At 69.3% G+C, this 24,352-nt stretch carries 20 protein-coding genes; 9 read left to right on the top strand and 11 right to left on the bottom strand.

The features are described from left to right. Positions 1 to 2 precede the first annotated feature (2 nt). The 4 genes from OH809_RS02365 to OH809_RS02350 form a co-directional block, all read right to left on the bottom strand. On the bottom strand, positions 3 to 887 hold the full coding sequence (locus OH809_RS02365) for an ABC transporter substrate-binding protein (protein WP_406424472.1): 885 nt from the start codon (positions 885 to 887) through the stop codon (positions 3 to 5). Positions 888 to 1,661: 774 nt separating this feature from the next. Continuing rightward, a complete protein-coding gene (locus OH809_RS02360; RefSeq protein ID WP_406424474.1) occupies positions 1,662 to 2,195 on the bottom strand; it encodes an Lrp/AsnC family transcriptional regulator in 534 nt (177 codons plus the stop codon). An 80-nt stretch (positions 2,196 to 2,275) separates the two neighbouring features. After that, positions 2,276 to 3,691 (bottom strand): NAD(P)/FAD-dependent oxidoreductase, encoded by a 1,416-nt coding sequence (locus OH809_RS02355; RefSeq protein ID WP_406424476.1) that lies wholly within the window; start codon positions 3,689 to 3,691, stop codon positions 2,276 to 2,278. Between the two features lie 100 nt (positions 3,692 to 3,791). Then, complete coding sequence (locus OH809_RS02350; RefSeq protein WP_406424478.1) at positions 3,792 to 5,240, bottom strand: aldehyde dehydrogenase family protein; 1,449 nt, start codon at positions 5,238 to 5,240, stop codon at positions 3,792 to 3,794. Positions 5,241 to 5,480: 240 nt separating this feature from the next. On the opposite strand from OH809_RS02350, the gene OH809_RS02345 reads away from it, so the two are divergent. The 5 genes from OH809_RS02345 (at position 5,481) to OH809_RS02325 (ending at position 14,950) form a co-directional block, all read left to right on the top strand. After that, positions 5,481 to 6,941 carry an APC family permease gene (locus OH809_RS02345; protein ID WP_406424480.1) on the top strand — a complete coding sequence of 487 codons (1,461 nt, stop codon included), beginning with the start codon at positions 5,481 to 5,483 and terminating at the stop codon, positions 6,939 to 6,941. Between the two features lie 236 nt (positions 6,942 to 7,177). Continuing rightward, positions 7,178 to 7,480 (top strand): nucleotidyltransferase domain-containing protein, encoded by a 303-nt coding sequence (locus tag OH809_RS02340; RefSeq protein ID WP_406424482.1) that lies wholly within the window; start codon positions 7,178 to 7,180, stop codon positions 7,478 to 7,480. Between the two features lie 1,195 nt (positions 7,481 to 8,675). Further along, positions 8,676 to 9,797, top strand: coding sequence for a substrate-binding domain-containing protein (locus OH809_RS02335; protein ID WP_406424484.1), 1,122 nt, complete (start codon positions 8,676 to 8,678; stop codon positions 9,795 to 9,797). 59 nt (positions 9,798 to 9,856) lie between these two features. After that, entirely contained in the window at positions 9,857 to 13,696 is a 3,840-nt protein-coding gene (locus OH809_RS02330; protein ID WP_406424486.1) for an endo-alpha-N-acetylgalactosaminidase family protein, read from the top strand. 195 nt (positions 13,697 to 13,891) lie between these two features. Then, on the top strand, positions 13,892 to 14,950 hold the full coding sequence (locus tag OH809_RS02325) for a substrate-binding domain-containing protein (RefSeq protein ID WP_406424488.1): 1,059 nt from the start codon (positions 13,892 to 13,894) through the stop codon (positions 14,948 to 14,950). Positions 14,951 to 14,957: 7 nt separating this feature from the next. On the opposite strand, the gene OH809_RS02320 is transcribed toward OH809_RS02325, so the two are convergent. The 3 genes from OH809_RS02320 to OH809_RS02310 all read right to left on the bottom strand — a co-directional run bounded on the left by OH809_RS02320 (position 14,958) and on the right by OH809_RS02310 (position 17,503). Further along, positions 14,958 to 15,278, bottom strand: a complete 321-nt coding sequence (locus OH809_RS02320; protein ID WP_406424490.1) for a hypothetical protein — start codon at positions 15,276 to 15,278, stop codon at positions 14,958 to 14,960. Between the two features lie 135 nt (positions 15,279 to 15,413). Continuing rightward, a complete protein-coding gene (locus tag OH809_RS02315; RefSeq protein ID WP_406424492.1) occupies positions 15,414 to 15,554 on the bottom strand; it encodes a hypothetical protein in 141 nt (46 codons plus the stop codon). Next, complete coding sequence (locus tag OH809_RS02310) at positions 15,551 to 17,503, bottom strand: DUF2264 domain-containing protein (protein ID WP_406424494.1); 1,953 nt, start codon at positions 17,501 to 17,503, stop codon at positions 15,551 to 15,553. Before OH809_RS02310 ends, OH809_RS02315 begins: the two co-directional genes overlap by 4 nt. A 297-nt stretch (positions 17,504 to 17,800) precedes the next feature. Here OH809_RS02310 and OH809_RS02305 point away from each other — a divergent pair, with 297 nt between their 5' ends. The 4 genes from OH809_RS02305 (at position 17,801) to OH809_RS02290 (ending at position 22,102) form a co-directional block, all read left to right on the top strand. Beyond that, entirely contained in the window at positions 17,801 to 19,150 is a 1,350-nt protein-coding gene (locus OH809_RS02305; protein WP_406424496.1) for an ABC transporter substrate-binding protein, read from the top strand. Between the two features lie 35 nt (positions 19,151 to 19,185). After that, positions 19,186 to 20,088: a carbohydrate ABC transporter permease gene (locus OH809_RS02300; RefSeq protein ID WP_406425428.1), complete on the top strand. Its 903-nt coding sequence runs from the start codon at positions 19,186 to 19,188 to the stop codon at positions 20,086 to 20,088. Continuing rightward, positions 20,085 to 20,999 carry a carbohydrate ABC transporter permease gene (locus OH809_RS02295; RefSeq protein WP_406424498.1) on the top strand — a complete coding sequence of 305 codons (915 nt, stop codon included), beginning with the start codon at positions 20,085 to 20,087 and terminating at the stop codon, positions 20,997 to 20,999. Before OH809_RS02300 ends, OH809_RS02295 begins: the two co-directional genes overlap by 4 nt. Before the next feature lie 122 nt (positions 21,000 to 21,121). Continuing rightward, the gene (locus OH809_RS02290; RefSeq protein WP_406425430.1) at positions 21,122 to 22,102 is read left to right on the top strand and encodes a hydroxyacid dehydrogenase; all 981 of its coding nucleotides are present in this window, start codon (positions 21,122 to 21,124) and stop codon (positions 22,100 to 22,102) included. A gap of 272 nt (positions 22,103 to 22,374) precedes the next feature. On the opposite strand, the gene OH809_RS02285 is transcribed toward OH809_RS02290, so the two are convergent. From OH809_RS02285 to OH809_RS02270, 4 genes are all read right to left on the bottom strand, one after another. Beyond that, positions 22,375 to 22,884 (bottom strand): discoidin domain-containing protein, encoded by a 510-nt coding sequence (locus OH809_RS02285; RefSeq protein ID WP_406424500.1) that lies wholly within the window; start codon positions 22,882 to 22,884, stop codon positions 22,375 to 22,377. A 20-nt stretch (positions 22,885 to 22,904) separates the two neighbouring features. Beyond that, complete coding sequence (locus OH809_RS02280) at positions 22,905 to 23,333, bottom strand: glycoside hydrolase family 95-like protein (RefSeq protein ID WP_406424502.1); 429 nt, start codon at positions 23,331 to 23,333, stop codon at positions 22,905 to 22,907. Positions 23,334 to 23,412: 79 nt separating this feature from the next. Then, positions 23,413 to 23,547 (bottom strand): hypothetical protein, encoded by a 135-nt coding sequence (locus tag OH809_RS02275; RefSeq protein ID WP_406424504.1) that lies wholly within the window; start codon positions 23,545 to 23,547, stop codon positions 23,413 to 23,415. A gap of 284 nt (positions 23,548 to 23,831) precedes the next feature. Beyond that, a complete protein-coding gene (locus OH809_RS02270; RefSeq protein ID WP_366138046.1) occupies positions 23,832 to 24,320 on the bottom strand; it encodes a GNAT family N-acetyltransferase in 489 nt (162 codons plus the stop codon). Between the last annotated feature and the right edge of the window lie 32 nt (positions 24,321 to 24,352).

Genomic DNA, 24,352 nt, shown 5'->3' with positions numbered 1-24,352 from the left:
TCTCACTGCCCGTCGTTGACGGTGGCTGCGCGTACGGCGCTGTCGCCGACTCCCCAGGTGTCGAGGATCTTCTTGTAGGCGCCGTCGTCGATCAGTTCCTGCAGGGCCTTGTGGACGGCGTCGCGCAGTCCGGCCTGGCTCTTCGCGGCCGCGATGCCCCACGGGGCGGTGCCGTACTGCTCCGGCAGGACCTCGTACGCGCCGCTCTTCTTGGTGAACATCTTGGCGACGGGATAGTCGACGATGGTCGCGACCGCACGTCCGCTGTCCAGCTGGAGCAGCCCGGTCGGTGCGTCCTCGCTCTGGGAGATCCGCATCTTCTTCTGGCACTTGGCGTTCTGTTCCTCGCCGATCTGGAGGTTCGAGCTGCCCTTGGCGAGGACGACGGTCTTCCCGCACAGGTCCGCGAGTGAGTTGATGCCCTGCGGATTGCCCTTCTTTGTCATGACCACGCCGCCGGTGCGGAAGTAGTCGACGAAGTCGACCGCCTGGCGCCGCTGAGCACTGTCGGTCATGGATGACATGACCAGGTCGAACCGTCCGGATTCCAGCCCGGGGATCAGTCCGTCGAAGGCGGCATTGGTGAGTTCGAGCTTCAGTCCGAGCCGCTGGGCTATGGCCTTGGCCAGGTCGGGGTCGACACCGGTGAGCCGGGTGGTCCCGGGCTCGTACATCTCCATCGGCGGATAGCCGACCGCGGTGGCCACCCGCAGTACACCCTTCTGCCGGTACTGAGCAGGGAGCAGCTCGGCCGCGGTCCGGCCGGCGGTGGCCTGCGAGGCACTGCCGGACGGGGCGTCGCCCTGATCGGAGCGTCCACAGGCCGTGGCCGCGAGGGCCAGGACGGCGAGGGCTGCCAGGCAGCGCAGAGAACGGGGACGATTCATCGGATTCTCCCTCACGGGGTGGCGGTGCGCCGATGCTGGCAGTCGCACCCGGGTGAATGGAAGATGATGAAGCTATTCATGCCTGACCATCGAAATCTGTACGGGTCGGAGTCCGGGCGAATCAGTCCCCGAACGGGCACGGGGCATCGCATGCGACAACCGCTCGGCCGACGCGCACTGCTGTTCGGTACCGGTGGACTGCGCGCTGGCACCACGGGCTCCGCGGCAACTTCGCGGGCAGCGGCCGGCCGTCCACGTCCGGGTCCCTGGCCGCATCGGAATCCACGTCGCCGTCTCCGCCTTCGCCCTTGCCCGCGACCACGGCCTGGCGCCCCGACCGTGACGACGTGGAACCGCCGTGAAACTGCGCGCCGTACGGGTGGTGGAGGCGATCGGTGCCCGACACGCCGATCGGGGCGGGTGTGACAGCGGCGAAGAGGCGCATGGCCGCGCTGCGGCCCCGCCGTCGCTGGTGGACCGGGCAGGCCCGCTGCACGCCGCCGCGGACGAGGCCGCGCTTCGGGTGATCGACGCGCAGTACGGCGGGATTCCGGCGGACACGGTGGCGGATCGACGGGCACATGGTCGTCGATCCGGCCACCTCGCGCCAGTTGGGCGACTCGTTCCTGCGCGCTGGGGCAGCGGCCGGCTCCGTACGACGTCGGCGTGCCGATCCGGCCCTCCGGGGGCGCGAGGACGAATCAGTTCCTCACCGACGACACCCATCACGGCCATGTGCATGTGGGATTCGTGAGCCGACGCTCGCGACGCGGCTCAGCCGCGCTGGTCGAGACCGGCGCTGAGCGGCGGCTGCGGGGCGTCGAGCAGCGAGGTGTCCACCTCACCGACACCCCAGCCGTACGCCAGCTTGTGCACTTCCAACACGAAGAACGAGTCGGTCGAGACGACTCCGTCGATGTGATGCAGTCTGCGGTTCATCAGGTCGGTGAAGTGGTCGGTGTCCCGGCAGATCACCTCCGCCATCACGTCGTAGGTGCCTGCCGTCATGATGACGTACGAGGTCTCGGGCAGCTCCCGCAGCCGTCGGCAGACCTCCTGGGCGCTGCCCGGCCTGACCCGGATGCCGACCATGGCGAACCGGTCGAAGCCGATGGTGAGCGGGTTTGCGATGCCGACGATCTGGAGGGTGCCGTTCTCCTCCATGCGCTGGACGCGGTATCGCACGGAGGAGGCGGGGATGTCCAGTTCGTCGGCGATCTGGCTGTACGGGCGGCGGCCGTCCGCTTGGAGTGCGGCGATGATCTGGCGGTCCGTGTCGTCCAGGGGGCTGCCACCCAGCGTGCTCATGCTGTTGCTCCGGTCTCATGTACGGCCCGCCACGGTGTGCGGGCCTGGATCTTTGGTCGTACGTGCCTATCCTGCCCGGCTCAGGAGTCGAAGCCGAGGCCGAGTCGGTCCAAGGTGCGCAGCCACAGGTTGCGATGGCCATGCGTGTCCTCGCGGGCCATGGACCACCGGGTGGCCTCGACGCCGAGATACCGGACCGGCTCCGGGGGGAAGGGCACCGGAGGGCGGCGGATCATGGCGGGTTGGAGCCGTTCCGTGCGCCGGCCGGAGAGCAGGTCCAGCATGACCTGGGCGCCGTAGCGGGTGGCGCCGACGCCGAGTCCGGTGAAGCCGAGGGCGTAGGAGATCCGGCCGTGCGCGGCGGTGCCGGCGAACATGCAGAAGCGGGTGGTGGAGTCGATGACACCGCCCCACGAGTGCGAGAAGCGGACGTCGGCGAGGGCGGGGAAGGCTTCGGCGAACTGGGCGGCGAGGGTGTCGAACGTCGCGGGGCGCTGGGTGAGGCGCTCGTCGACCGGGTTGCCGTAGTGGTAGATGGCGTCGTAGCCGCCGAACAGGATGCGGTTGTCGTCGGTCTTGCGGAGGTAGTGGAACTGGTTGCCCGCGTCGGTGATTCCGTGCTCGCCGCTCCAGCCGATGGCGGCGAGCTGCTCAGTACTCAGGGGTTCGGTGGTCAACGCGTAGTCGTAGACCGGAATCATGCTGAGCGAGAGGCGCTTGAGCAGGGGCCGGTAGATATTGGTGGCGAGGGCGACGTGCCGGGCGCCGACCGCGGCATAGGGGGTGGCGAGGCGGACCCGCCCGGTGTGACGGGTGGTCAGGGCGGTCACCTCGGTGTGCTCGGCGATGCGGACCCCGAGGTCGAGGCAGGCGGCGCGCAGGCCCCAGACAAGCCGGGCAGGGTCGAGGAGCGCGTAGTCGGGGGACCAGAGGCCGGCGGTCCACATGGGGGAGTCGACGTAGCTCCGCAGTTCGTCGCGGTCCAGCAGCCGGGTCTGTTCGCCGTACTGGTGGGCGAGCGCGTGGGCTTCCTTGAGCCCTTCCGCCTGCCATGGCGTGGCGGCGACGGTGACCTTGCCGCTGCGTACGAATCCGCAGTCGATGCCGTGGGTGTCCAGATCCCGCCGGAAGGCATCGAAGTTGTCCATGCCCAGGCGGTGCAGCAGCCGGGCCTCGGCGGGCCACCGGTCGGCGCCGTTGGCGAGCCCGTGGGTGATGCTGGGGGAGCAGAATCCGCCGTTCCGGCCACTGGCCGCGTGGCCGCAGGTGTTCTGTTCGAGGACGAGAACATCCCGTTCGGGGTGAGCGCGTTTGGCGAGCAGGGCAGTCCACAGCCCGGTGTAACCGCCGCCGACGACGGCCAGATCGCAGGTGGTGTCGGCGGTCAGCCGGGGCAGCGGTGCGGGGTGCTCGGGACGGTCCAGCCAGTAGGGGGCGGCCTTCGTGTCACGCAGTCGGCTGCGGTGGTCGGTGGGGCGCGGGGCTGCGGTGGTCATGTGGCGGGTACCTCGTTGCCGGCTTGGTGGGGCAGTGCAGGCCGGGGCCCCGACGCTGGTCGGGGCCCCGGGGCGGCGGACGGTCGGTTGAGCGGGGCGGTCAGAGACTGATGACGCCGGTACGGGTGTCAGTCATGTCCATGAGCGTCCACTTGCCTCCGATGCGGCCCCAGCCGGTGGAGCGGCTGCCGGCGCCGCCGAAAGGCATGTTGATGTCCCACCAGTTGTTGCTCTCGTTCACGACGACCTGGCCGACGGCCATTTCCTCGATGAAGCGGAAGGCGGAGGTCATGCTGCGGGTGAAAACGGCACCCTGGAGGCCCAGTTTGTCGTCGTTGGCGATGCGCAGAAGGTCGTCCTCGTCCTGCCCGGTGATGATCGGGACGACCGGGCCGAAGGACTCCTCGCGGGACAGCAAGCTGTCCTCGGGCACCCCGTCCACCACGGTGAACTCGTAGTAGAGGTCCGTGGGGTGCCCTGAAGCGCGCTTGCCGCCGAGCAGGATGCGTGCGCCGCGCTCGCGGGCGTCGGCCATGTGGCGGTCCATCTTGGCCGCGACGCCCTCGTTGTTGAGGGGGCCGAGAACCGTCTTGGGGTCGAACGGGTCGCCGAGGGTGATGCGCTGGGCCTCGCGGAGCACGGCCTCGACGAACTCGTCGTGGATGTCCGCGTGCACGATGACGCGTTCGGTGGCGCAGCAGACCTGTCCGGCGCACGGATAGGCGCCGTCGACAGCGGCCTTGGCGGCGGCCTCGACATCGGCGTCGGCGAGGACGACGAGCGGCCCGTTGCCCGAGCACTCCATGATGGAGCGCTTGAGTCCGGCGGCGGACTGGATCTTCGCGCCGGTCGCGGTGGAGCCGATGAACCCGATCGCGTGGATGCCCTCGTGGCGTACCAGCGCATCGCCGGTGTCGCCCTCTCCGGGCACGATGTTGACGAGGCCGTCGGGCAGTCCGGCGGCAACGAACGCCTCCATCGCCTTGAGGACGGTGAGCGGGGTGTTGGCCGGCGGCTTGACGACATGGGCGTTGCCGGTGGCGAGACCGGGTGCGACGAACTCCGCGAGCATCAGCAGCGGGAAGTTCCACGGTGTGATGATGCCCCAAGTGCCCACCGGGCGCTGGAAGGTGAACATCCGCTTGGTGTTGTCGGTGGAGGGCAACGTCTCGCCGTGCAGGCGTACGGCGTCCTCGGCGTGCAGGTGGAAGAGCTTGGCCGCCTCTTCGATGTCGGCGACGGACTCGGCGAGCGGCTTGCCCTGCTCCAGGGACTGGAGGCGGGCGAGTTCGTCCACGCGCTTGCCGAGTTCCGTACCGATGCGGTGGCAGAGCTCGGCGCGGGTCCACACATTGGTCGAGGCCCAGGCCGGCTGGGCCTCGTTGGCGGCACGCACCGCGGCGTCGACGTCGGCGGCCGCGGGCAGCGGGAAGGTGCCCACGAGTTCGCCCGTCGCGGGGCTGATGACCTCGTGGGTGGTCCCGGAGGTGCCTTCGGTGTACGCGCCGTTGATGAAGAGCTGGTGCCGGTCGGCGGTCGGGGTGGTCATGCGTTGGCCTCTCTGTCCTGTCCTGACCGGGAAAGGGCGCGTCGGCTCTGGGCCGCGCCGGCCCGGGTCCGGTGCGATGACTGGAGACTCGCTGAGCAATCAAGAACTGTCAAGACTGCGGAATAAGCAAAAGTGAAAGTCGATCACTGCTTGTTCGTGAGTATTGACAGGTGTTTTTCGCTTCATCTATAACCAGGCCTCATCGACTCTCCTGTCTGCGCCCACCCTGAGGGGAACGCCATGTCATCCCAGCCACAGATCCCAGCCCCGTCCTCGTCGGACCCTTCGGACTCCTCGGGATCGGCGGGTGCGTCCGCTCCGGCACTGCCGAAGAAGATGAGCTGGTTCGACGGATTCGCGATGTCGCTGACCATGCCGGCGGCGCTCATCGCCTCGCTCGGCGCCTCCATCGGCGGGCTCGGCGCCTGGGGTGCGATCGCCCTGTGGGCAGCCTCGATGGTGCTGGCCACCGCGACCAACTGGATCTACACCGAGATGGCCGCGATGTTCCCCGACTCCTCCGGAGGGATCGCGCACTACGCGACCGAGGGCTGGAAGAAGCGGGCGCCCGTGGTGGGTCCGATCGCGAGCATCGGCTACTGGTTCCCCTGGACGACGGCCCTCGCCGTCTACTCTGGACTCATCGGCTCGTTCGTCCGGGCCCAGTGGTTCCCCGGCCAGGACTGGAGCGTGGAGTTCGGGCCGGTGAAGGTGGACTTCCCCATAGCCGTGGGCCTGCTCGTGATGCTGCTGCTGTTCGGCGCGGCGATGATCGGCCTGCATGTCGCCATGTGGGTCGTCTACGTCACCGGCGGTGCGCTGCTCGTGCCGCTCGCCGTATTCATCGTCCTGCCGCTGTTCTCCGGTGACTGGAGCGCGCAGGGCCTGCACTGGAATCTGCACGGCGCTGCGGGGCTGCGCGAGGCGCTGGTGTGGCTGTACGTCATGGCGTGGACGTCGTTCGGTGTGGAGGTGTGCGCGACCTTCGCCCCCGAGTACAAAGACACGGTGCGCGACACCTCCCGGGCCCTGCGCGCCGGTGTGCTGTTCTCCCTCGGTGTGTTCATCCTGCTGCCACTGACCCTGTCGGGGTACGTCGGCGAGAAGGCCATCGGCGAGGAGCCCACCACCTTCTTCATCGGAGCCTTCCAGGACCTGGTGGGCGGCGCCTCCGACCTCATGGTGGTCTTCCTCATCGCCTCACTGCTGCTCATCATGATCACCGGTCTCGCGGACGGTTCCAGGGTGCTGTACGAGATGGGCAAGGCGGGGCTCATCATCAGGCAGGTGGGGGTGCTGAACAAGCGCGGGGTGCCGGCCCGGGCACTGCTGGTGGCCCTGGTGCTCAATGTCTTCGTGCTGACGGTGCTTCAGACCCCGCTGGCCATCATCGTCACGGGCAACCTGGGATACATCCTCACCCATGTGCTGGCGGTCTCCGGCTTCGCGCTGCTGCGCAAGGACCGTCCCGACGCCGTGCGTCCCATCCGGCTGCCCCGTTTCTTCGTGCCCCTGGCCTGGACGCTGGCCGGGTTCCTCACCGTGGTGCTGGTGGTGGGCGCGACCGGTTTCTCCATCACCGGATACGGCGGCTACACAGAACTGGGAGTGGCACTCGCCGTTCTGGTCGTGGCGGTACTGCTGTGGCTGTACCGGACCAAGGTGCAGGACCGGCACATCACCGACGACCGCCCGGCCTGACCCGGCCGGCGCACAGGCTCCAGAAGCCGTTTCTCAACCGATCTTGGAACGGGCGGGTCGAACGGGGGTCCTGGTCGGGTGATGTTTTGGCGGTACGCGCGTGAAGGCGCCCGACACGTCGCCCAGCGCGACCCCGCTGCTCGCGGCGGCGCTGAACCGCTCACCTCAGCCCGTCGTCGTTCAACGTCGTCGGAAAGCCTGGAGAGCGAATCCCAGAGCTGACACGATCAGCACCTATGAATCAAGAGACTGCTCATGCTCAAGCTTTGCGCTTGGTCACAGAGCGCTTCCCGCACGCTGTTGGCGCCATCCTCGGGGGGTCGGCTGCCCAAGGCAGGGCGACCCCGACCAGCGATCTGGACGTGGCGATCCTCCTCCCCGACTCGGACACCGGCCGCCGGGAGGTGATCCGCCACGAAACGGCCGCCTGGCCGAGCTGTTCCTGCACACCGTCGCGGACATACCGGAATTCTTCGAATGGGACAGAGCCCGCCGCCGAGGCACGGTCCTGTTCATCTACGACCGAGGTCTGCCCCTGACCGACCCGTACGGGCATGTTGCCCGTACACGCGAGCTGGCCCGCGAAGTACTCGCGGGCGGACATCCCCCGCTCACGCCGGCGGAGTGGCGACACGGGCGGTACGTCCTCACCTGCTACCTGGACGACCTGGTCGACACCCCACCGGCCAGCCGATACGAACAGCTTTCGCTGGCCGACCACACCCTGCGCGAAGCCGCACACCTGGTCACCGCCCACCACCGCGCATGGACGGGGATCGGCAAATGGCTTCCCCGCAGACTGCTGAGCGCGGACGCCACCCTGGGCAAGTCCCTGTTGGACGGCCATCAGGCCGTGGCCGAACGAGCCGACGCCACGCCACTGGCGACTGCGGCACAGCAGGTACTCGACCTGATCGGCGGACCGCTACGGGAGGGACACGCACACCGCTGGCCCACCTGATCCGCTGATGAGCCTGTCGGCCCACTTCGGAGCGGCGAGGACCTGCTGCATCAGCAGCGTGTTCACCTGTTGACTGAACTACCGATGGGGATTGCGCAGTTCAGCGGACAGGCTGTGAGGCGGCTATGGTCCATGCTCCGCCGCACCACCCGGGCCAACACCGCCTTCACTGACCCCGACCACCTCATCCGAGCGATACGAACCGGCCTCCGCCAACTTCAATACCGCAGCGACATCATCGACGGATGCCTCATCGAGACCGAACTCAAAGTGACGACACCACGCTTGCAAGCTCAGTAACGCAACGGCATGGTCAACTGATCGGCAGGCAGCAACAGTCATGCCGGGCACGGAGGCCAACGGCCCTCTTGCAGGACCGCGAAAGACAACAGGGCAGCGCGGCAGATAGCCCCGAAGCCGGTCAGCGTCCAGCAGCGGCGGAACGGTACCGGTTGTCATACGGCGGACCAGCGTCGGCTCGTCCGGCAGCAGCGTCGAAAGGACAGCGAACCGCGTCGGCTGCCCAGCCGTCGTACCGACGCCGTGGGACCTTCCCTCCGCAAGGCCGTGTCCCCGTGCCGAGAACCACCAGGGGACACACCACCGCTCTTGCCTGGCAGCGACAGAAGGCCAGGCAAGAGCGGTCTGCAGAACATGTGCGGCGCACCCCACCCCCCTGCTTGACCGTGCACCCCATGACAGCCAGGCTGTACCCCGCTCGTGCTCCGGGAGACGGACAGGGCAGCGGTGCCACTCTGTGAACGGGGGAGCGGATGGAAGCCCGACCGCAGTCGGCACGGGAGCTGAAGTTCCGGCAATTGGCCGCCGAGCTGCGGCGGAGGGTTCTCGACGGCACGTGGCCCCAGGGCAGCAAGCTGCCCACGGAGCAGTCGCTGGCGGCCGAGACCGGTCTTTCGGTGACCACGGTTCGGCGTGCCTACGAGGTACTGGTCGAGCAGCGGCTGATCGAGCGGCGGCAGGGCGCAGGGACCTTCGCTTCCGTACGGCCGGGCGAAGCCCGTTCCCCGGGGCGGGTGGTGGGGGTGCTGGTCCCGACGACGTCGTTGTACTACCCGCGGGTACTCCAGGGCGTCGAGATGACGCTGGCGACGGCCGGGGCGCGTATGGTGCTCGCCTGCTCGCAGTACGACCAGGGCATCGAACGCGAGGCGATCGAACGTCTCGTCAGTTCCGGCGTCGACGGGCTCCTCCTGGTACCGCTCCTTCACGAGCTGACCGACCCGCTGGAGCGCGCGGCCGAGCTGGTGCGGCTGCCCGTTCCGGTGATGTTGATGGAGCGTCGGCTCACCACGGCCGGGTCGCGTGACACCACTGAGCATGTGTGCACGGACCACGAGAGCGGTGCCTACGACGCCGTGCGACACCTGTACGACCTGGGGCACCGCAGGATCGCGCTGGTGCTGCGCGGCGACGGTCCGCACGCCGTCGCGATAACGAGCGGCTTCGACGAAGCTGCGGCGGACCTCGGTCTGCCGGAGAACATTCGTGTCAGCGAGTCCACGGACGACTGGGATGCCGAGCAGGCCGACGCGGCCGTTGCCGCCCTGCAGGCCGACGGAGCGACCGCCGCACTGTGCTTCGGCGACCGGGAGGCCGCGCTGCTGCTCGGGGCTGCGCGCCGGGCCGGGATAGGGGTCCCGGAGGACCTCGCGCTGGTCAGTTACGACAACGAGTTCGCGGACGTGGCCGAGATACCGCTCACCGCCGTCTCCCCGCCGAAGTACCGCCTGGGACGACTCGCCGCCGAGATCCTGCTGCAGCGACTCGCCGACGACGGAACCGGGCCCGTGCACCAGGTGCAGTTGCGACCGAGGCTGGTCGTGCGGGCCTCCTGCGGCGGCAGATTCTCTTGGTCGTCGCGCAGTTCTTGTTGATTCCTCTCTTTCACGCCCAGCAGCATGGGCCGCCATCCCCAGGAACGGAGGATTCCCCCATGCCCCGAAGAGCACGACCGCGCATACCCCGAAGACTGGCCGCGGCGGTGGCCTGTCTGGCCTTGACCGCTCCGCTGCACACGGCGACAGCAGGTATCGCGCACGCGGACACCGGCTCGCTCTCCCTCTCCACGCCCGAGATGACCGTCCAGGTCGACCCGGCCTTCCCTGCCGTCCAGCGCTACACGTGGAGGGCCGACGGCTCGGTCCTGCACGGCCGCACCACCGGCGCCAACCAGATCGTCGTCAACGGGAAGGCGTACACGCCCACCGTGCAGAGCACGGTTGACGCCGACGGCGTCGACTATGTGCTCCAGATCGGCGAGCTGAGCCTGACGCTCCGGGCGCGTCTGTCCGTCAGCGGCCACGTCCTGACGTTCAAGGTCACGGGCATTGAGGAGAACGGCACCGAGAAGCTCCGTACCCTGGCCATCCCCGACCAGGGCCTGATCTCCGCGCGCGCCGACCAGCCCGGCGCCGAACTTGCCGACGCGGCGCTTTCGTTCACCACGGCGTACAACACCGAGACGAACATCGACAAGCACACCGCGCTCGTCGACGCCCCGCTCGACACGGCCCCGCACGGCACCAGCTACGCGATCCTCACCACGGACCGGCTCGCAGCCTCCGTCGAGACCAACTCACTGGAGGACCAGTCGCGTCTGCTCGTCCGCACGACGCAGACCGACGGGACGAAGTCGACGTCGGTGTCCAGCGGCACCTGGACTTGGCGGCCGGATCCCGTTGCCGGCCAGGACCCCGAGCCCACCGAACTGCCCTACGCCAAGGTTGTCCTCACCGGCGACCGCAACGCCGATGCGGCCGTGGACTGGCAGGACGGCGCCATGGCGTACCGGGAGATCATGTACCGTCCGCTGGGCGCCGAGAAGACCAAGAACTACGTGGTCTCCAATATCGAGTACAACACCAACAGCTTCGCCAGCCACCCCTTCACCCGCGTCCTCGACGACATCAAGAAGGGCAGCCTGCTCACCGACGGGCTCGGTCAGCTCGTGCAGTTGAAGGGCTATCAGGCCGAGGGGCACGACAACGCGCATCCGGACTACGGCGGGCATCTGAACGAGGGCGCGGGCGGACGCAAGGACCTCAACCTCCTCGTCGAGAAGGCCAAGAAGTATGGTGCTGCCGTCGGCGTGCACATCAACTCCACCGAAGCATATCCGGACGCCGAGAGCTTCCGCTGGGACATGACCAACGGCGAGAAGGACACCGGCTGGATCTACCGGGACGTCTCGTACCACATCAACCGTGACAAGGACGTCCAGTCGGGCGCCTTCGCCAAGCGCCTCGACGCGCTCGCCGCCGACGTGCCGGGCCTGTCGTTCATCTACAACGACGTGTACTTCGGCCGCGGCTACAACGCCTACCAGCTGGCCCGTCTCCAGCACCGCAACGGCTGGATGGTGCACACCGAGTTCGAGGACTTCCTCGACCGGGACACGCTCTGGTACCACCGCTCGGGCCAGTACGAGGAGAACGGCGTCCGGTCGCAGATCGTCCGCTTCATCCAGAACACCGACCGCGACATCTGGTACCGCAAGGACGCCACGCTCCTGAAGGGCCTGTCGAACCTCTCGTACGGTGGCTGGATGGGGCAGACCGACCTCAACGCGTGGCAGCAGAAGGTCTTCACCAACAACCTGCCGACGAAGTTCATGCAGCACTTCCCGATCACCAAGTGGACCGACCACCGGGTCGACTTCACCGACGGGGTGTACTCGACGGACGCGACCGGGACCTGGCAGCTCTTCCAGGGCGACACCAAGCTCGCCGAGGGCGACAAGCTGTTCCTGCCCTGGGATCCGCAGAAGCAGGACAAGATCTACCACTGGAACGACGCGGGCGGCACCACCACGTGGAAGCTGCCTCCGGCATGGCGGGGCCTTGACTCCGTAGTCCTTTACCGCCTCACGGACACCGGTCGCCAGGACCGGAAGGTCCTCAAGGTCACAGACGGCACGGTCACCATCACGGCTGACGCCCGCACCGCGTACGTCCTCTACCGGCACGAGGCTGCTCGACAGAAGACCGCCTGGGGCGAGGGGGCGATCGTCAAGGACGGTTCCTTCAGCAGCCACACCTTCGCACGGTGGTCGCGGGAAGGTGATGCCCGGATCGAGACCAGCGACAAGGGCTGGCAGTTCGCACGCTTCGGCGGCTCCGAGGCCGGCCGGCTGACGCAGACCGTGAAGGGGCTGGCGCCCGGCACCTACACGGCCTCCGCGTACGTCCGCGTCACGGGCGGCCGGACCGCCACGCTCGGGGTGAACGCCGACGGCGGCGCACCGGTGAGCCGGTCCACCGACACTTCGCCCGCCGACCTGAAGGACCCGGTCAACGTCTGGGCGGGCACGCGGTTCCAGAAGATGCCCCTCGTCTTCACCGTGCCGGAGGGACACAGCACCGCCGTGATCAGCCTGTCGGGCGCCGCGGGCGCGGACGGTACGGCGGCCGACTTCGCCGACGTACGGGTCACCCCCACGCACGTCTCACCGAAGACCGCGGAGCACTACTTCTACGAGGACTTCGAGGCGGCCGACCGCGCCTGGGGCCCGTTCGTCAACAGCGAGGGATCCGGCAGCGACAACCCTCACAGCCACCGCGCGGAACGCCACGAGGGCTACACCCGGGACACCATCAGCGGCGACTTCTCGTTCAAGTCCTTCCGGATCGGCAAGGGCGAGGTGTGGCGGACGGTGCCGCAGACGCTGGAGTTCAAGCCCGGCCGCACCTACCGCGTCGGGCTGAAGTACCAGTCGGACATGGCCGGCCAGTACCGGCTGCAGGTCCGCTCGGGCGGCGCGGGCGCGGAGGACCGGGTCCTGGTCGACGACCCGCTGCCCACCACGACCGACCGCGCGCTCGACAGTTGGCCGTCCGCCGACGACCCCCGGCCTGCGGGCTGGGACGACAGCGCGCCCCCGCAGGACCGCGCGCCCGACAAGGAGTACGGCACGGTCTTCTCCACCGGCGCCGACACGTGCGGTGACGCGTACCTGGCGCTGACCTCAGCCGGTGGCAAGGGCGCGGTGACCGTGGACGAGCTGGTGGTCGACGACCTCGGCCCGGCCCCCGAGGCCGGCTCCGGATGTCCGCAGACGGGGGCGGTGTCTCTGTCCGTCGACGGCGTCAAGGCAGACCCGGGACATGAGCTCCCCGTCACGGCGACGTACACCAACCACGGCGCCGCCCCGGCCGACGACGTCAAGGTGAAGCTGACGGCGCCCGCCGGGTTCACCCTGCAGCCGACGTCCCCCACCACCGGGCGGAGCGTGGCGCCCGGCGAGAGCCTGAAGGTCTCGTACACCCTGCTGGCCCCGGCCGATCTGCTGCCCGGCTCGTACGACATCACGGGTGAGGTGACGGCCGGCTACCTCGGCCGGCCTGTCACGGCCCTGACCCACCACCGGCTCACGGTCAATTGCCGGCCGGGCATCCGCTGCGAGGCGGAGGACGCGAGGCTGACCGGTGCGTCGGTCGAGACGCTGGCGCGCGGACAGAGCGGCGACGGCTACGTCAACTATCCGTCCGGGTCGGGAAGCTCCATCGAGTGGACCGTGGACGCGGCCAAGGCCGGCGACCACACCCTGGCGATCCACTACGCCCTGCTGTCCGGCGTCCGACCGCTGACCCTGTCGGTCAACGGCCAGAGGATCAGCACGACCGCCTACCCCGTCACTGGATCGTGGTCCACTTGGTCCGACGCGACGGCGACGGTGCCGCTGAAGGCGGGCACCAACACCATCCGGCTCACGGCGGCCGAGAACGACGGCCCCAACATCGACTACCTGACGGTCACGGCCATCGGCAACGGCTGAGCCTCGGCCTCCTCACCGAGGGCCCGTGCCCGGCAGCGGAGACTGCCGGGCACGGGCCCTCGGTCGTTCGATGGGTCCTGCGGCACCGCACGCGCCCTCCGCATCAGGTCGATCGAATGATACAAATTGATCCGGTAGGGACCGCGCACCGTGACAGGACCGCGCACCGCGCATGCGCACCAGGTAGGGGAAACGATGACTCTCACAGCCGAGGAACGTCGGGTGCGGATCCTCGAAGCCGTCCGCGAACTCGGTACGGTCCGGGTGGTGGACCTCGCGCAACGTCTCGAGCTCGCCGCCGTCACCGTACGCCGAGACATCGCCGCGCTCGCCGACAACGGGCTGCTGCATCGCTCGCACGGTGCCGTGTCGCTGCCGCGCGGAGAGGCAGCCCCCGCCCCTTCGGGCTGCGACCGGGTGATCGGCATGCTCGTCCCCACCGTCGGCTCGTACTTCGATGAGATCATCGACGGCGCCCGCGCGGCCGCGACCGCCGCCGGGGCGCGCCTGGTGCTCGGCATCGCGCCGTACGGGGCCGCCGAGGACCGCGCCCAGGTCGAGCAACTGCTCGAGTCCGGCGTCGACGGTCTCCTGGTCACCCCCAACTGGACCCCGGAGGGCCCGAGCGGCGTCGGCGCCTGGATCAGCGAACTCCCCCTGCCCACCGTCCTGGTGGAGCGCCGCGCCCCCGCCGACAGCGTCGGTGCGGGCCTGGACTCGGTGGCGTCCGACCACCGCCACGGCGTCATCCTCGCGCTGCGCCACCTGGCCGGACTCGGCCACGAGGCGGTGATGCTCGCCGCCCGGCAGGACACCTGGACGGCGTTCCAGGTACGGGCCGGCTACGCCGAGGGCGTCCGACTGCTGGGCCTGGAGCCGCAACCGGTGATCGACATCGAGCACCCCGGCCAGGACTCCGAGGCCATCGCGGCGCGGATCGCCGAGGGCGTCGCGGCAGGGGTGCGGGCGGTGCTCGTGCACAACGACAAGGAGGCCATCCAGCTCGTCCCGATCCTGCGCGCCCGTGGCCTCCATGTGCCCGAGGACGTGGCGATGATCTCGTACGACGACGTGTTCGCGGCCCTGGCCGCGCCGCCGCTGACGGCCGTGGCCCCGCCGAAGCGGGCGGTCGGCGGGGCGGCGCTGGAGTTGCTGCTGCGCCGACTGAGCAGCGGCGACGCGGGGCTGCCGGTGCACCATGTGGAGCTGTTGCCGGAGCTCGAGATCCGCAGCTCTTGCGGCGGCGCCGGCTGATCGCCCGTCAGGTGAGACGGCCGAAAATCTCCGCCCCGGGGCCGAGCAGGCCCGGAAGCGGCGCGGCATCAGGGAACCAGGGCGCCTCGTACTCCCAGGAGGCCCCGCGGTCCGGCGGCAGCAGGTGCAGACGCGCGCCGATGGGCAGCACGCCCGCGCCGAGCTGCAGCGGGGGGCGTGCCGTCCCACGATGTCCCTGACCTGGACGTAGGTTGGGCCGGAGCGCGTTGAGCGTCACCGACCGGGTCTCGCCCGGCAGATGAGTGTGCATCAGGTCCCCCAGCGCGCCCACGGCCGGGCGTGCCACCAGGTCCAGGACCGGGGCCACGCCGCAGCCTGCGCGATGCGAGCCATGGGTCTCCACGGACGCGCACGCCCAGGGAACGAGCCTCTTCGGCGACGCCCAGCGAGGTGATGCCGGTGACGTCGAAGCATCGGACGGCCGCGCGGTGCTCGGCGGAGGTCATGCCGGGGTGGACCGGTTCGCCGGGGCGCAGCGCAGCTCGAGCCCCTCCCAGCCGTGCTCGGCGGCGAGCACGAGCACGTGGGCGAGTGGGATGCCGGGCGGGCCTGGGGTGAAGGCGGCGAGTCGCACGGCGGTCACCCTGCTGTACGTACGGTCACGGTGACGGCCTCGGGTGCGAGCAAGGCCTCCAGTTCGCTGTCATCGGGGCAGCGCACGCGGATCCGGGTTCCCTCGACGTGCACGTGGAGTGCGGCGTGGGGCTGGAGGTCGGCTCCGGTTCCGGTGACGGCTCCGGACAACCTCACCGTGCCGACGAACAGCGAGTCCCGGCCGCTCGTGCGGCCGCCGAGAGCGGGTACCGCGCCCACCGTTCCGTAGGCGGTGCCGCTCGGCAGTGGGTGGGTGCCGGCCTCGGTGAAGCCGTGGACGTTCTCCATCGACGAGAGCAGCCGCGCGCCGTCCGGGGTGGTGGCCAAGACCCGGGCGAACAGGCCGTCCGTGCTCTCTTCGATGGTCGCGCCCGCCGCCGCCCAGCCACTGTGTCGCATCTCGATGCCGGGGCCGGCCCCGGCGACCAGGTGCGCGTGGACTTCATCGGCACCTGCGGCCAGGACCACGGAGGTGACGGTGACTCCGGGGAGTTCGGCGCCTCGAATGCGGGGAGCGTGGACGGAGGCGGCCCAGCCGTCGCCCGCGCCGAGGGGCCGGATCCGGCCGCGCTCGCTGAGCTCGCCCTCGACCAGCACGCCGACATGGTTGTCGGGGGTGCCGTCGAGGACCGGACCGGTGGCGGTGGAGTGGGCGAGGCGGGCGTACAGCGGGTTGTCGGGCTGCACCCGGTCGGCGGGCTGGTCGTCGCTGCCGTGGTTGTGGAGTCGGGCGATCCCGTCGGCGGCGGTGGACTGGATCAGCCATCCGGGCCGCGGAAGCGGGACGACGACGTCGGCGCGCTCGACCGGGGCTGGCTCCTCGACCGCGGTCCACGCCGGATGGTCCGGGGGGAGGAGGAGCCCGAGGAATCCCTTGCTCGCCCAGTACGGCGAGGCGGGTCCCGAGTACTCCTGGACGAGCGGCAGATGGGGACCGTGCCAGCCCAGGGTGAGCAGACCGTCCGCGTCCAGGGCCCCGCGGTCGACGAAGTGGCGCAGCACGCCGGAGGCGATACGGCGGGTCGCGCCCGGTGTCAGCGGCGTGTGGCCGGTGAGTGCGCCGGCCCACAGGGGTGCGGTGGTGGCGAAGCGATAGGTGAGGGAGCGGCCCTGGTGCATCGGGGATCCGTCGGCGCCGAAGGTGCGGGCGTAGCCGTCGAGATGCGTCGCGAGGCGGGGACCGTACACCTCGAGCAGGTGGGTGTCGCCGTCGAGGTGGGCGTGCAGGACGGGGTAGAGGTGGAAGGCCCAGCCGTTGTAGTGGTCGAAGGCGCGCGGACGGCCGTCGGTGTACCAGCCGTCGCCGAGGTACCACTGCTCGATCTTCGTCAGCCCGCGCTCGACGGCAGCCTGCGCCGCACCGTCCCGGTCCGCGCCGATGTGGGCGAGAAAGCCCCCGACCGTGAACGGGAAGAGCCACCAGTTGTTGTCGACGGGGGTGTGGTGCAGGGCGTCGGTCAGCCAGACCCGGGTCCGCTCGCGCACCTGCTCGTCGAGCCGGTCCCAGAGCCAGGGGCGGGTGAGCCGGAGGGCGAGCGCGATCGACGCGGCCTCGACCATGGGTTGGTTGCGGTTGCCGATGGCGAGCCAGGAGACGGGGTCGCGTCGGGTGAGGTCACGGTCGGTGGTCGGGGTCCGGGTCCCGGCCGCCAGGCCCTCGGCGTAGCGCTGCAGGAAGCCGTGCGGGTCGTCGCCGCCGGCGCCCGCGATCCGGAAGGCGGCCAGCAGGAAGGTGCGGGCGAACCCTTCGAGCGCGTCCGAGCGTGTCCCCGAGAAGCTCGGGCGGGGGCCGGGCAGGGAGATGAGGGCATGCTCCGGACCGGTGTGGCGCAGGGCCGCCGTCAGCAACCCGTCGGCGACCGCCTCCCAGTGCGCTCTGGTCCAGCCGGTGTACGGGCTGAGCGCGCGGTCTTCCGGCGGAAGCGGGATCGAGGACATGACGGGTGCTCCTTGGTCCGATCAGGCGGACCGAATCTAGGGATGGCTAGATCGAACGTCAAGAAGATCCGACCGAATGATCTGCGTTCCACTCCCAATTTGCCTTCAATCGCCTGAATTATGGGAACCTCCCCACGGGCGACCATCAACCATTGATCACATTGGATCATTTGATCGAAATCTCTTGACTGTGATCGGAGTCGGTCGCACTATGGCGTCACCCTCACCGGTCAGCGACCGTCCGCCGATCGGGACCCTCCCTTTTGGGCACGCTGCCCCCTGCACAGGAGCCGAGCCATGTCCTTCAGAAGCACCCCTCGCCGCGGCCGCAGAACCCTGCGGCTCGCTGCCGCCCTCACCGTCTCCGCACTGTCGATGTCGCTCCTCGCGGCCTGCGGCGGTGGTGACTCCAGCAACGACAGTGCGGACAGCGGCCCGGTCACGATCACCTTCTGGGGATGGGCCAAGGGCACCGAAGACGTCGTGAAGGCGTTCAACACCTCGCACAAGGACGTCCAGGTCACCTTCGAGCAGATCCCGTCCGGCAACGCCGGCGGCTATGCGAAAATCTCCAACGCGGTCAAGGCAGGCAACGCCCCGGACGTGTTCAACGTCGAGTACGGCGCCCTGCCGGACTTCGTCAGCCAGGGCGCCGTCCAGGACATCACCACGCTCGTCCCGGACACGCTCAAGGCGAAGTACCTGCCCCAGTCGGTCGAGCTGACCACCCTCGGCGAGCGCACCTGGGCTCTGCCGCTGGACGCCGCCCCGCAGGCATTCTTCTACCGCAAGGATCTGTTCGCCAAGGCGGGTATCGCCGCCCCGCCGAAGACCTGGGCCGAGTACCGGGCCGACGCCGAGAAACTCAAGGCCGCGTCACCGAACACCCGGATCGGAACCTTCTTCCCCGACGACCCCGGCGTCCTGGAGGCACTGGCCTGGCAGAACGGCGCGCGCTGGTTCGGCACGTCCGGTGACACCTGGACCGTCGACCTTGATGGCCCCGCGACCAAGCAGGTCACCGACTTCTGGCAGCGGCTGGTCTCCGACGACCTGGTCCGCTCGCAGACGTCGTTCAGCCAGCAGTGGACGGCCTCGCTGCAGAAGGGCGAAACCGCCGGCTACGTCGGTGCCGCCTGGGGCGGCGGCGTGCTCAAGAGCACGCTCGACAACACGCCCGGCGCGAAGGGCAAGTGGGCGGTGGCCCCGGTCCCGACCTGGGACGGAAAGCCCGCCAGCGGCATGCTCGGCGGCTCCACCTTCGCCGTCTCCAAGGACAGCAAGAAGGCCAAGGCCGCGGTCGACTTCGCGACCTGGGCGACCACCACCCCCGAAGGCATCAAGGCCCGCATCGCCTCCGGTACCTCCTCGACGTTCCCTGCCTCTCCTGACCTCGTGCCGGTCGCGAAGGCCGCGTTCAACACCGACTTCTACGGTGGTCAGGACATCTACTCGGTCTTCATCGACGCCGCCAAGTCGATCAAGCAGAACTGGCAGTGGGGTCCCGCCATGGGCACCACCAACTCCTCGATGAAGGACGCCTTCGGCAAGATCGGTGCGGGCGGCACCATCCAGTCGGCCGTGGACGCCTCCCAGCAGGCCACCCTCGCCGAGATGAAGACCCGCGGACTCAAGGTTTCCCAGTGAACCACCGCGACACCACCGCCTCCCGCGCCGCCGCCATCGGGCGGCAGCGCGGGAGGCGCGGCGCCCCGGCACTGCTGCTCACCCCGTTCTTCGTGCTTTTCACCGCGGTGATGCTCGTCCCGATCGGCTACGCGGTCTACCTGAGCCTGTTCACCGAGCGCCGCTCCGGTCTGGGATTCGGGAACGCCGAGACGATCTTCGCCGGCCTCGGAAACTACGCCCGGGCACTCGGGGACGGGGCTTTCCGGGCTGGCTTTCTGACCATCGCCCAGTACTGCCTGATCTACATCCCGCTCATGCTCGGCCTGTCGCTGATCATGGCCCTGCTGCTGGACTCGGCCCTCGCCGCGGCCAAGCGCTTCTTCCAACTGGCGCTCTTCCTGCCGCACGCCGTACCCGGCATCATCGCCGCCCTGATCTGGACCTATCTCTACACCCCCGGAATCAGCCCGGTGATCAGCGCGCTCGACTCGGCCGGCGCCGGGCTCGACCTGCTCGGCCACCCCCTGCCCGCCGTGGTGAACATGGCCGTGTGGGAGTGGACCGGCTACAACATGGTCATCTTCTACGCGGCGCTGCAGGCCATCCCTCGCGAGGTACTGGAGGCCGCGGTCGTGGACGGCGCGAGCCCGCTGAGGACGGCCCTCAGCATCAAGATCCCGCTGATCCGCGCCTCGATCACCATGATCGGCATGTTCACCGTGATCGGCTCGCTGCAGCTCTTCACCGAACCGATGATCCTGCACGCCACCGCCCCGGCCGTGGTCAGTTCCTGGACGCCCAACATGTACGCGTACACCGCGGCCTTCGAGCGCAACGACTACGGCCTCGCCGCCGCCGCCTCCGTGCTGCTCGCGCTCGTTGCGGCTGCCCTGTCCTTCATCGTCACCCGGGCCACCCGAGTCCGGTCCGAGCGTCGCGCGGAGGCCACGGCATGACCACCCTCTCACCCCCGAAGCAGACCGTCGCGCGCCCCGCCCGGCCGGGTCCCGTCCCCGGCACGAGCGCACGGCGGCCCTGGACCCTCTCCAAGACGGCCGTCAACGGGACGCTCCTGCTAGCCACCCTCTACACCCTGCTGCCGCTCGGCTGGCTGCTCACCGCCGCCGCCAAGAACACCCCCGACCTGCTCGGCGGCAACGCCCTCACCCCGTCCACCTTCCGCCTCGGACAGAACCTGCACGACCTCGCGACCGCGGACGGCGGCATCTACTTCCGCTGGTACCTCAACTCCCTGCTCTACGCCGGACTCGGCGCCCTGCTCTGCGCGTTCATCTGCGTCTGCGCCGGCTACGCCTTCCAGGTCTACGCCTTCCGCGGCAAGGAGAAGCTGTTCGGGCTTGTGCTGCTCGGCGTGCTGGTGCCCACCACCGCGCTCGCCCTGCCGATGTACCTGCTCGCCTCCGAGGTCGGCATTGTGAACACCTTCTGGGCCGTCTTCATCCCTTGTCTGGTCAACCCCTTCGGGGTCTATCTGGCACGGGTCTTCTGCGCCGGATACGTGCCCAGCGAAGTCCTGGAGGCGGCGCGCGTCGACGGCGCCGGCGAGCTGCGCACCTTCTGGTCGATCGGCCTGCGCATGGTGATGCCCGGCTACGTGACCATCTTCCTGTTCCAGTTCACCGCGATCTGGAACAACTTCTTCCTGCCGCTGGTGATGCTCTCCGACAACCGGCTCTTCCCGGTCAGTCTCGGCCTCTACTCCTGGAACGCCGAGACCCGGGCCTTCCCCGACTTCTACCCGCTGGTCGTCACCGGCTCACTGCTCGCGGTCGTCCCGCTGGTGGTCGCCTTCATCGCCCTCCAGCGGCACTGGAAAGCCGGCCTCACCGCGGGCAGCGTCAAGTGACTTTCCCTCCCCGCCGCTTCGACCACCATCGGGAGAACCGAGTGCCCCACCGGACGACCGTGCCCGACGCGGCCCCGCGCGCCCCCGAGACACCGGGCCATCGCCCCCGAGCCGTGCTGGCCATGCACTCCCGGCTCGCGGCCCGGCTGATCGACCGCGCCACCCTGGGCCGCCTCACCCAGCTGGCCGACCTCGACCCGTCGCTTGTCCTCGACGACTTCACCATTCCCGAGGCGCTCACCGCCCTCGCCGAGACCGAGGTCATCATCAGCAGCTGGGGGTGCCCGCCGATCACCGAGGACGTGCTCGCCGCCGCACCCCGGCTGCGGGCCGTGCTCCACGCCGCCGGATCCGTCAAACATCACATCACCGACGCCTGTTGGGAGCGGGGCGTCCAGGTCACCTCCGCCGCCGCGGTCAACGCCCTGCCTGTCGCCGAGTACACCGTCGCCGCCGTGCTGTTCGCCAACAAGCGACTGCTGCGGATCAGCGGGGACTACCGCGAGCGGCGGGGCGCGTTCGACTGGGAGTCCGAGTATCAGGACATCGGCAATTACCACCGCACCGTCGGCATCGTCGGCGCCTCCCGGATCGGCCGCCGGGTGATCGAACTGCTCCGCCCCTACGACCTCCGGCTGCTGCTCCACGACCCGTACGTCGACGAGGACGAGGCCGCCGCCCTGGGTGCCCGACTGGCACCGCTCGACGAACTGTGCGCACAGGGTGACGTGGTGAGCGTCCACGCCCCGCAGCTCCCCGAGACCCGGCACATGATCAGCCGGGATCTGCTCGCCCTGATGCGTGACGGCGCCACCCTGATCAACACCTCGCGCGGATCCCTGGTCGACCAGGACGCCCTGGTCGAGGAGTTGGCCTCCGGCCGGCTCGACGCGGTACTCGATGTCACTGAACCCGACGTCCTGCCGGCGGACTCACCGCTGTACGACCTGCCCAATGTCCTGCTCACCCCGCACGCGGCCGGCTCGCTCGGCAACGAGCTGCATCGCATGGCCGCGGCCGCCGCCGACGAGCTCGCCCGCTACATCGCCGGTCAGCCCTTCGCGCACCCGGTCCAGTGTGAGGAGATCCACCGGACCGCCTGATCACGCGCCGGGCCGCGACGAGAATCCGCCGGAGCTCTTCACGAGCCCCGGCGGGTTCTTGGTTTCGCCCCCGGTTTCGTTCTCCGTGTCGCCGTCGTACGTCAGAGGCGCGTTGTCTTCCGTGCCCGCGGCGCCGCAAGGATGCCGAGCAGACGGGTGACCTCGCGGGCCATCCCGACCGTCTTCCCCCGCCAATTCCCCCATCGCCACACAACGAGTCTGGCCCCACCTCTCACGCGGCGGGGCCAGAACCCAAGATCTGCATCCGGCGTCTAGCCGGAGTAGGCCCCAGTGGCGAAGGCCTGGACCTCAGCGAGTGACAGGTAGTTGGTGCCCGTCAGCTGGACCCGTACGTACCGGCCCAACCGTCCGACCGAGACCCTCGACTTCGGCGCCGGTGCCACCGTCTGGTGGTAGGCCGACACGCCTGGCTGCGCAAGTGCCTGGTCCAGCGTTCCGGTGATCGGGTTGTCCGAGACCAGCACGTAGTAGTCACCCAGCCTGCTGACGCAGCACGTGTCCGTGCGGTTCCACGCCAGGACATCACCGATGTCCCGGCTGGCACCCAGGTCGACCTGCCACCACGGCTGCGACTCGGAGTTCGTGTGGGTGACCGAGCCGTTGTCGAAAACGCCGTCGACTTCGCCGTCGACAGCACGCGAAGCAGACGCGCCGTTGTAGGTGCTGGACTGGGTGGCAGTCTTGCCCGCCGCAAGGTTGGCCAGCAGCCGCACCGTGGTCGCGCCCTGGCTTTCCCGGCCGTCGGAGCCGACCGCGACCACCCGGTGGGTGGCCTGGTTGGTTATGGGCAGGCCCGCGTCCTCGTGTGTCCAGGTGGTGCCGGTGAGGCAAGCAGGGTGTAGCCCGGCTCGTCGCCGACCGCCCGGTAGACCGAGTACGACGACGCGTTCGGGCTCGCCGTCCAGTTCAGGGTGACCCGGGCACCGGTGTCGCCGCCGATCGCCAGGCCAGTGGGCGGCGCCACGTCCTGGTGGGTCGGGATCGAGGTGACCACGTAGGTCTGCCCGGCGGTGGTGGCGATGGTGATCCGGTCACCGGAGGCGTCCTTCACGAACGGCACGACCGTTCCACCCGCGGTCTTGACCACCGCGTTCCCAACCTTGGGGTAGGCCAGCTTCAGCTCACCACCGGACTTCGAGAGCACCTCGAAGCTCTGGGCCTGGCCAGCGGACCAGGTCGCCGAGACTTCGAAGTTGCCGCGCGCGGCCATCGTGCGAGGTCGGAGGGCCGTGACGGGCGTTCTTCCTGCTCGTGGCCGGGATCGATGTCGTTGCAGGCGACGATGTGCATCACCGCTGTCCCGACCTCGGTGGGGAGAACTTGCCGCTGAGTGACAGGTCGCTGAACGGCTCGATCTCGGCGACAGGCCACAGGGCAATGCCGTCAGGGACGTAGATCTCCAGGACGGGGTGCATCACGATCACCTGGGGAAGTGTTCCGCATCCGCTGTCCAAATCGCCTCCCGATTACGCCGCGACTCCTCGTCCTCACCAGCCTGAACAGGGATGGAGACTGGGTACCGATGAACGGGCACTGCCGTTGAACTTGTGACGCAGCGTGGGCGGGGCCGGCTGCCGGCGGTGGCTCGACCATTGCTCAGCCGGGGTGGCCGTCCGCCCCGCGCTGCGCAACGTGAGGCGGCGGTGCGGGGAGGCGCGAGCGGCCGGAGGCGACAATCGTGAGACACCGGGCCAGTCCCCGGCGCTTCTCACAGAGTGCGGTGCATGATGTGCAGCCCGACGTAGCCCTTTTCCGGGTGGCGGAAGCCCTCCGGCAGTGTGCCCAGTACCTCGAAGCCGAGTGCCCGGTACAGGTTCACCGCATGGACGTTGGTCTCCACAACCGCGTTGAACTGCATCGCCCGGTAGCCCGCAGCACGCGCCCACTGCATCGTGTATTCGCATAGCGCGCGCCCCACGCCCTGCCCGGAGTGCGCCGGGTCGACCATGTAGCTGGCGCTCGCGATGTGCGATCCGTTGCCCATGTGGTTGCGGTTCATCTTTGCCGTGCCCAGGACCGTGCCCGAGTCGTCCACCGCGACGACGGTCCGGTTGGGGGATGGCAGGATCCACCAGTCACGGCCTTGGTCCTGGCCGAGATCCGTCGGATAGGTGAAGGTCTCACCTGCGGCGACGATGGTGTGGAAGAAGGGCCATATGGCGGCCCAGTCCTCGGGGTTGGCTTCCCTGATCAACATGCGGTCAGGATGCCTGAATGGGAACGCGACCT

The sequence above is a fragment of the Streptomyces sp. NBC_00873 genome, assembly GCF_045207415.1.
GTDB lineage: Bacteria > Actinomycetota > Actinomycetes > Streptomycetales > Streptomycetaceae > Streptomyces.
The sequence above is the reverse complement of the archived record's forward strand: the minus strand, read 5'-3'. Positions and strand labels throughout refer to the sequence as shown.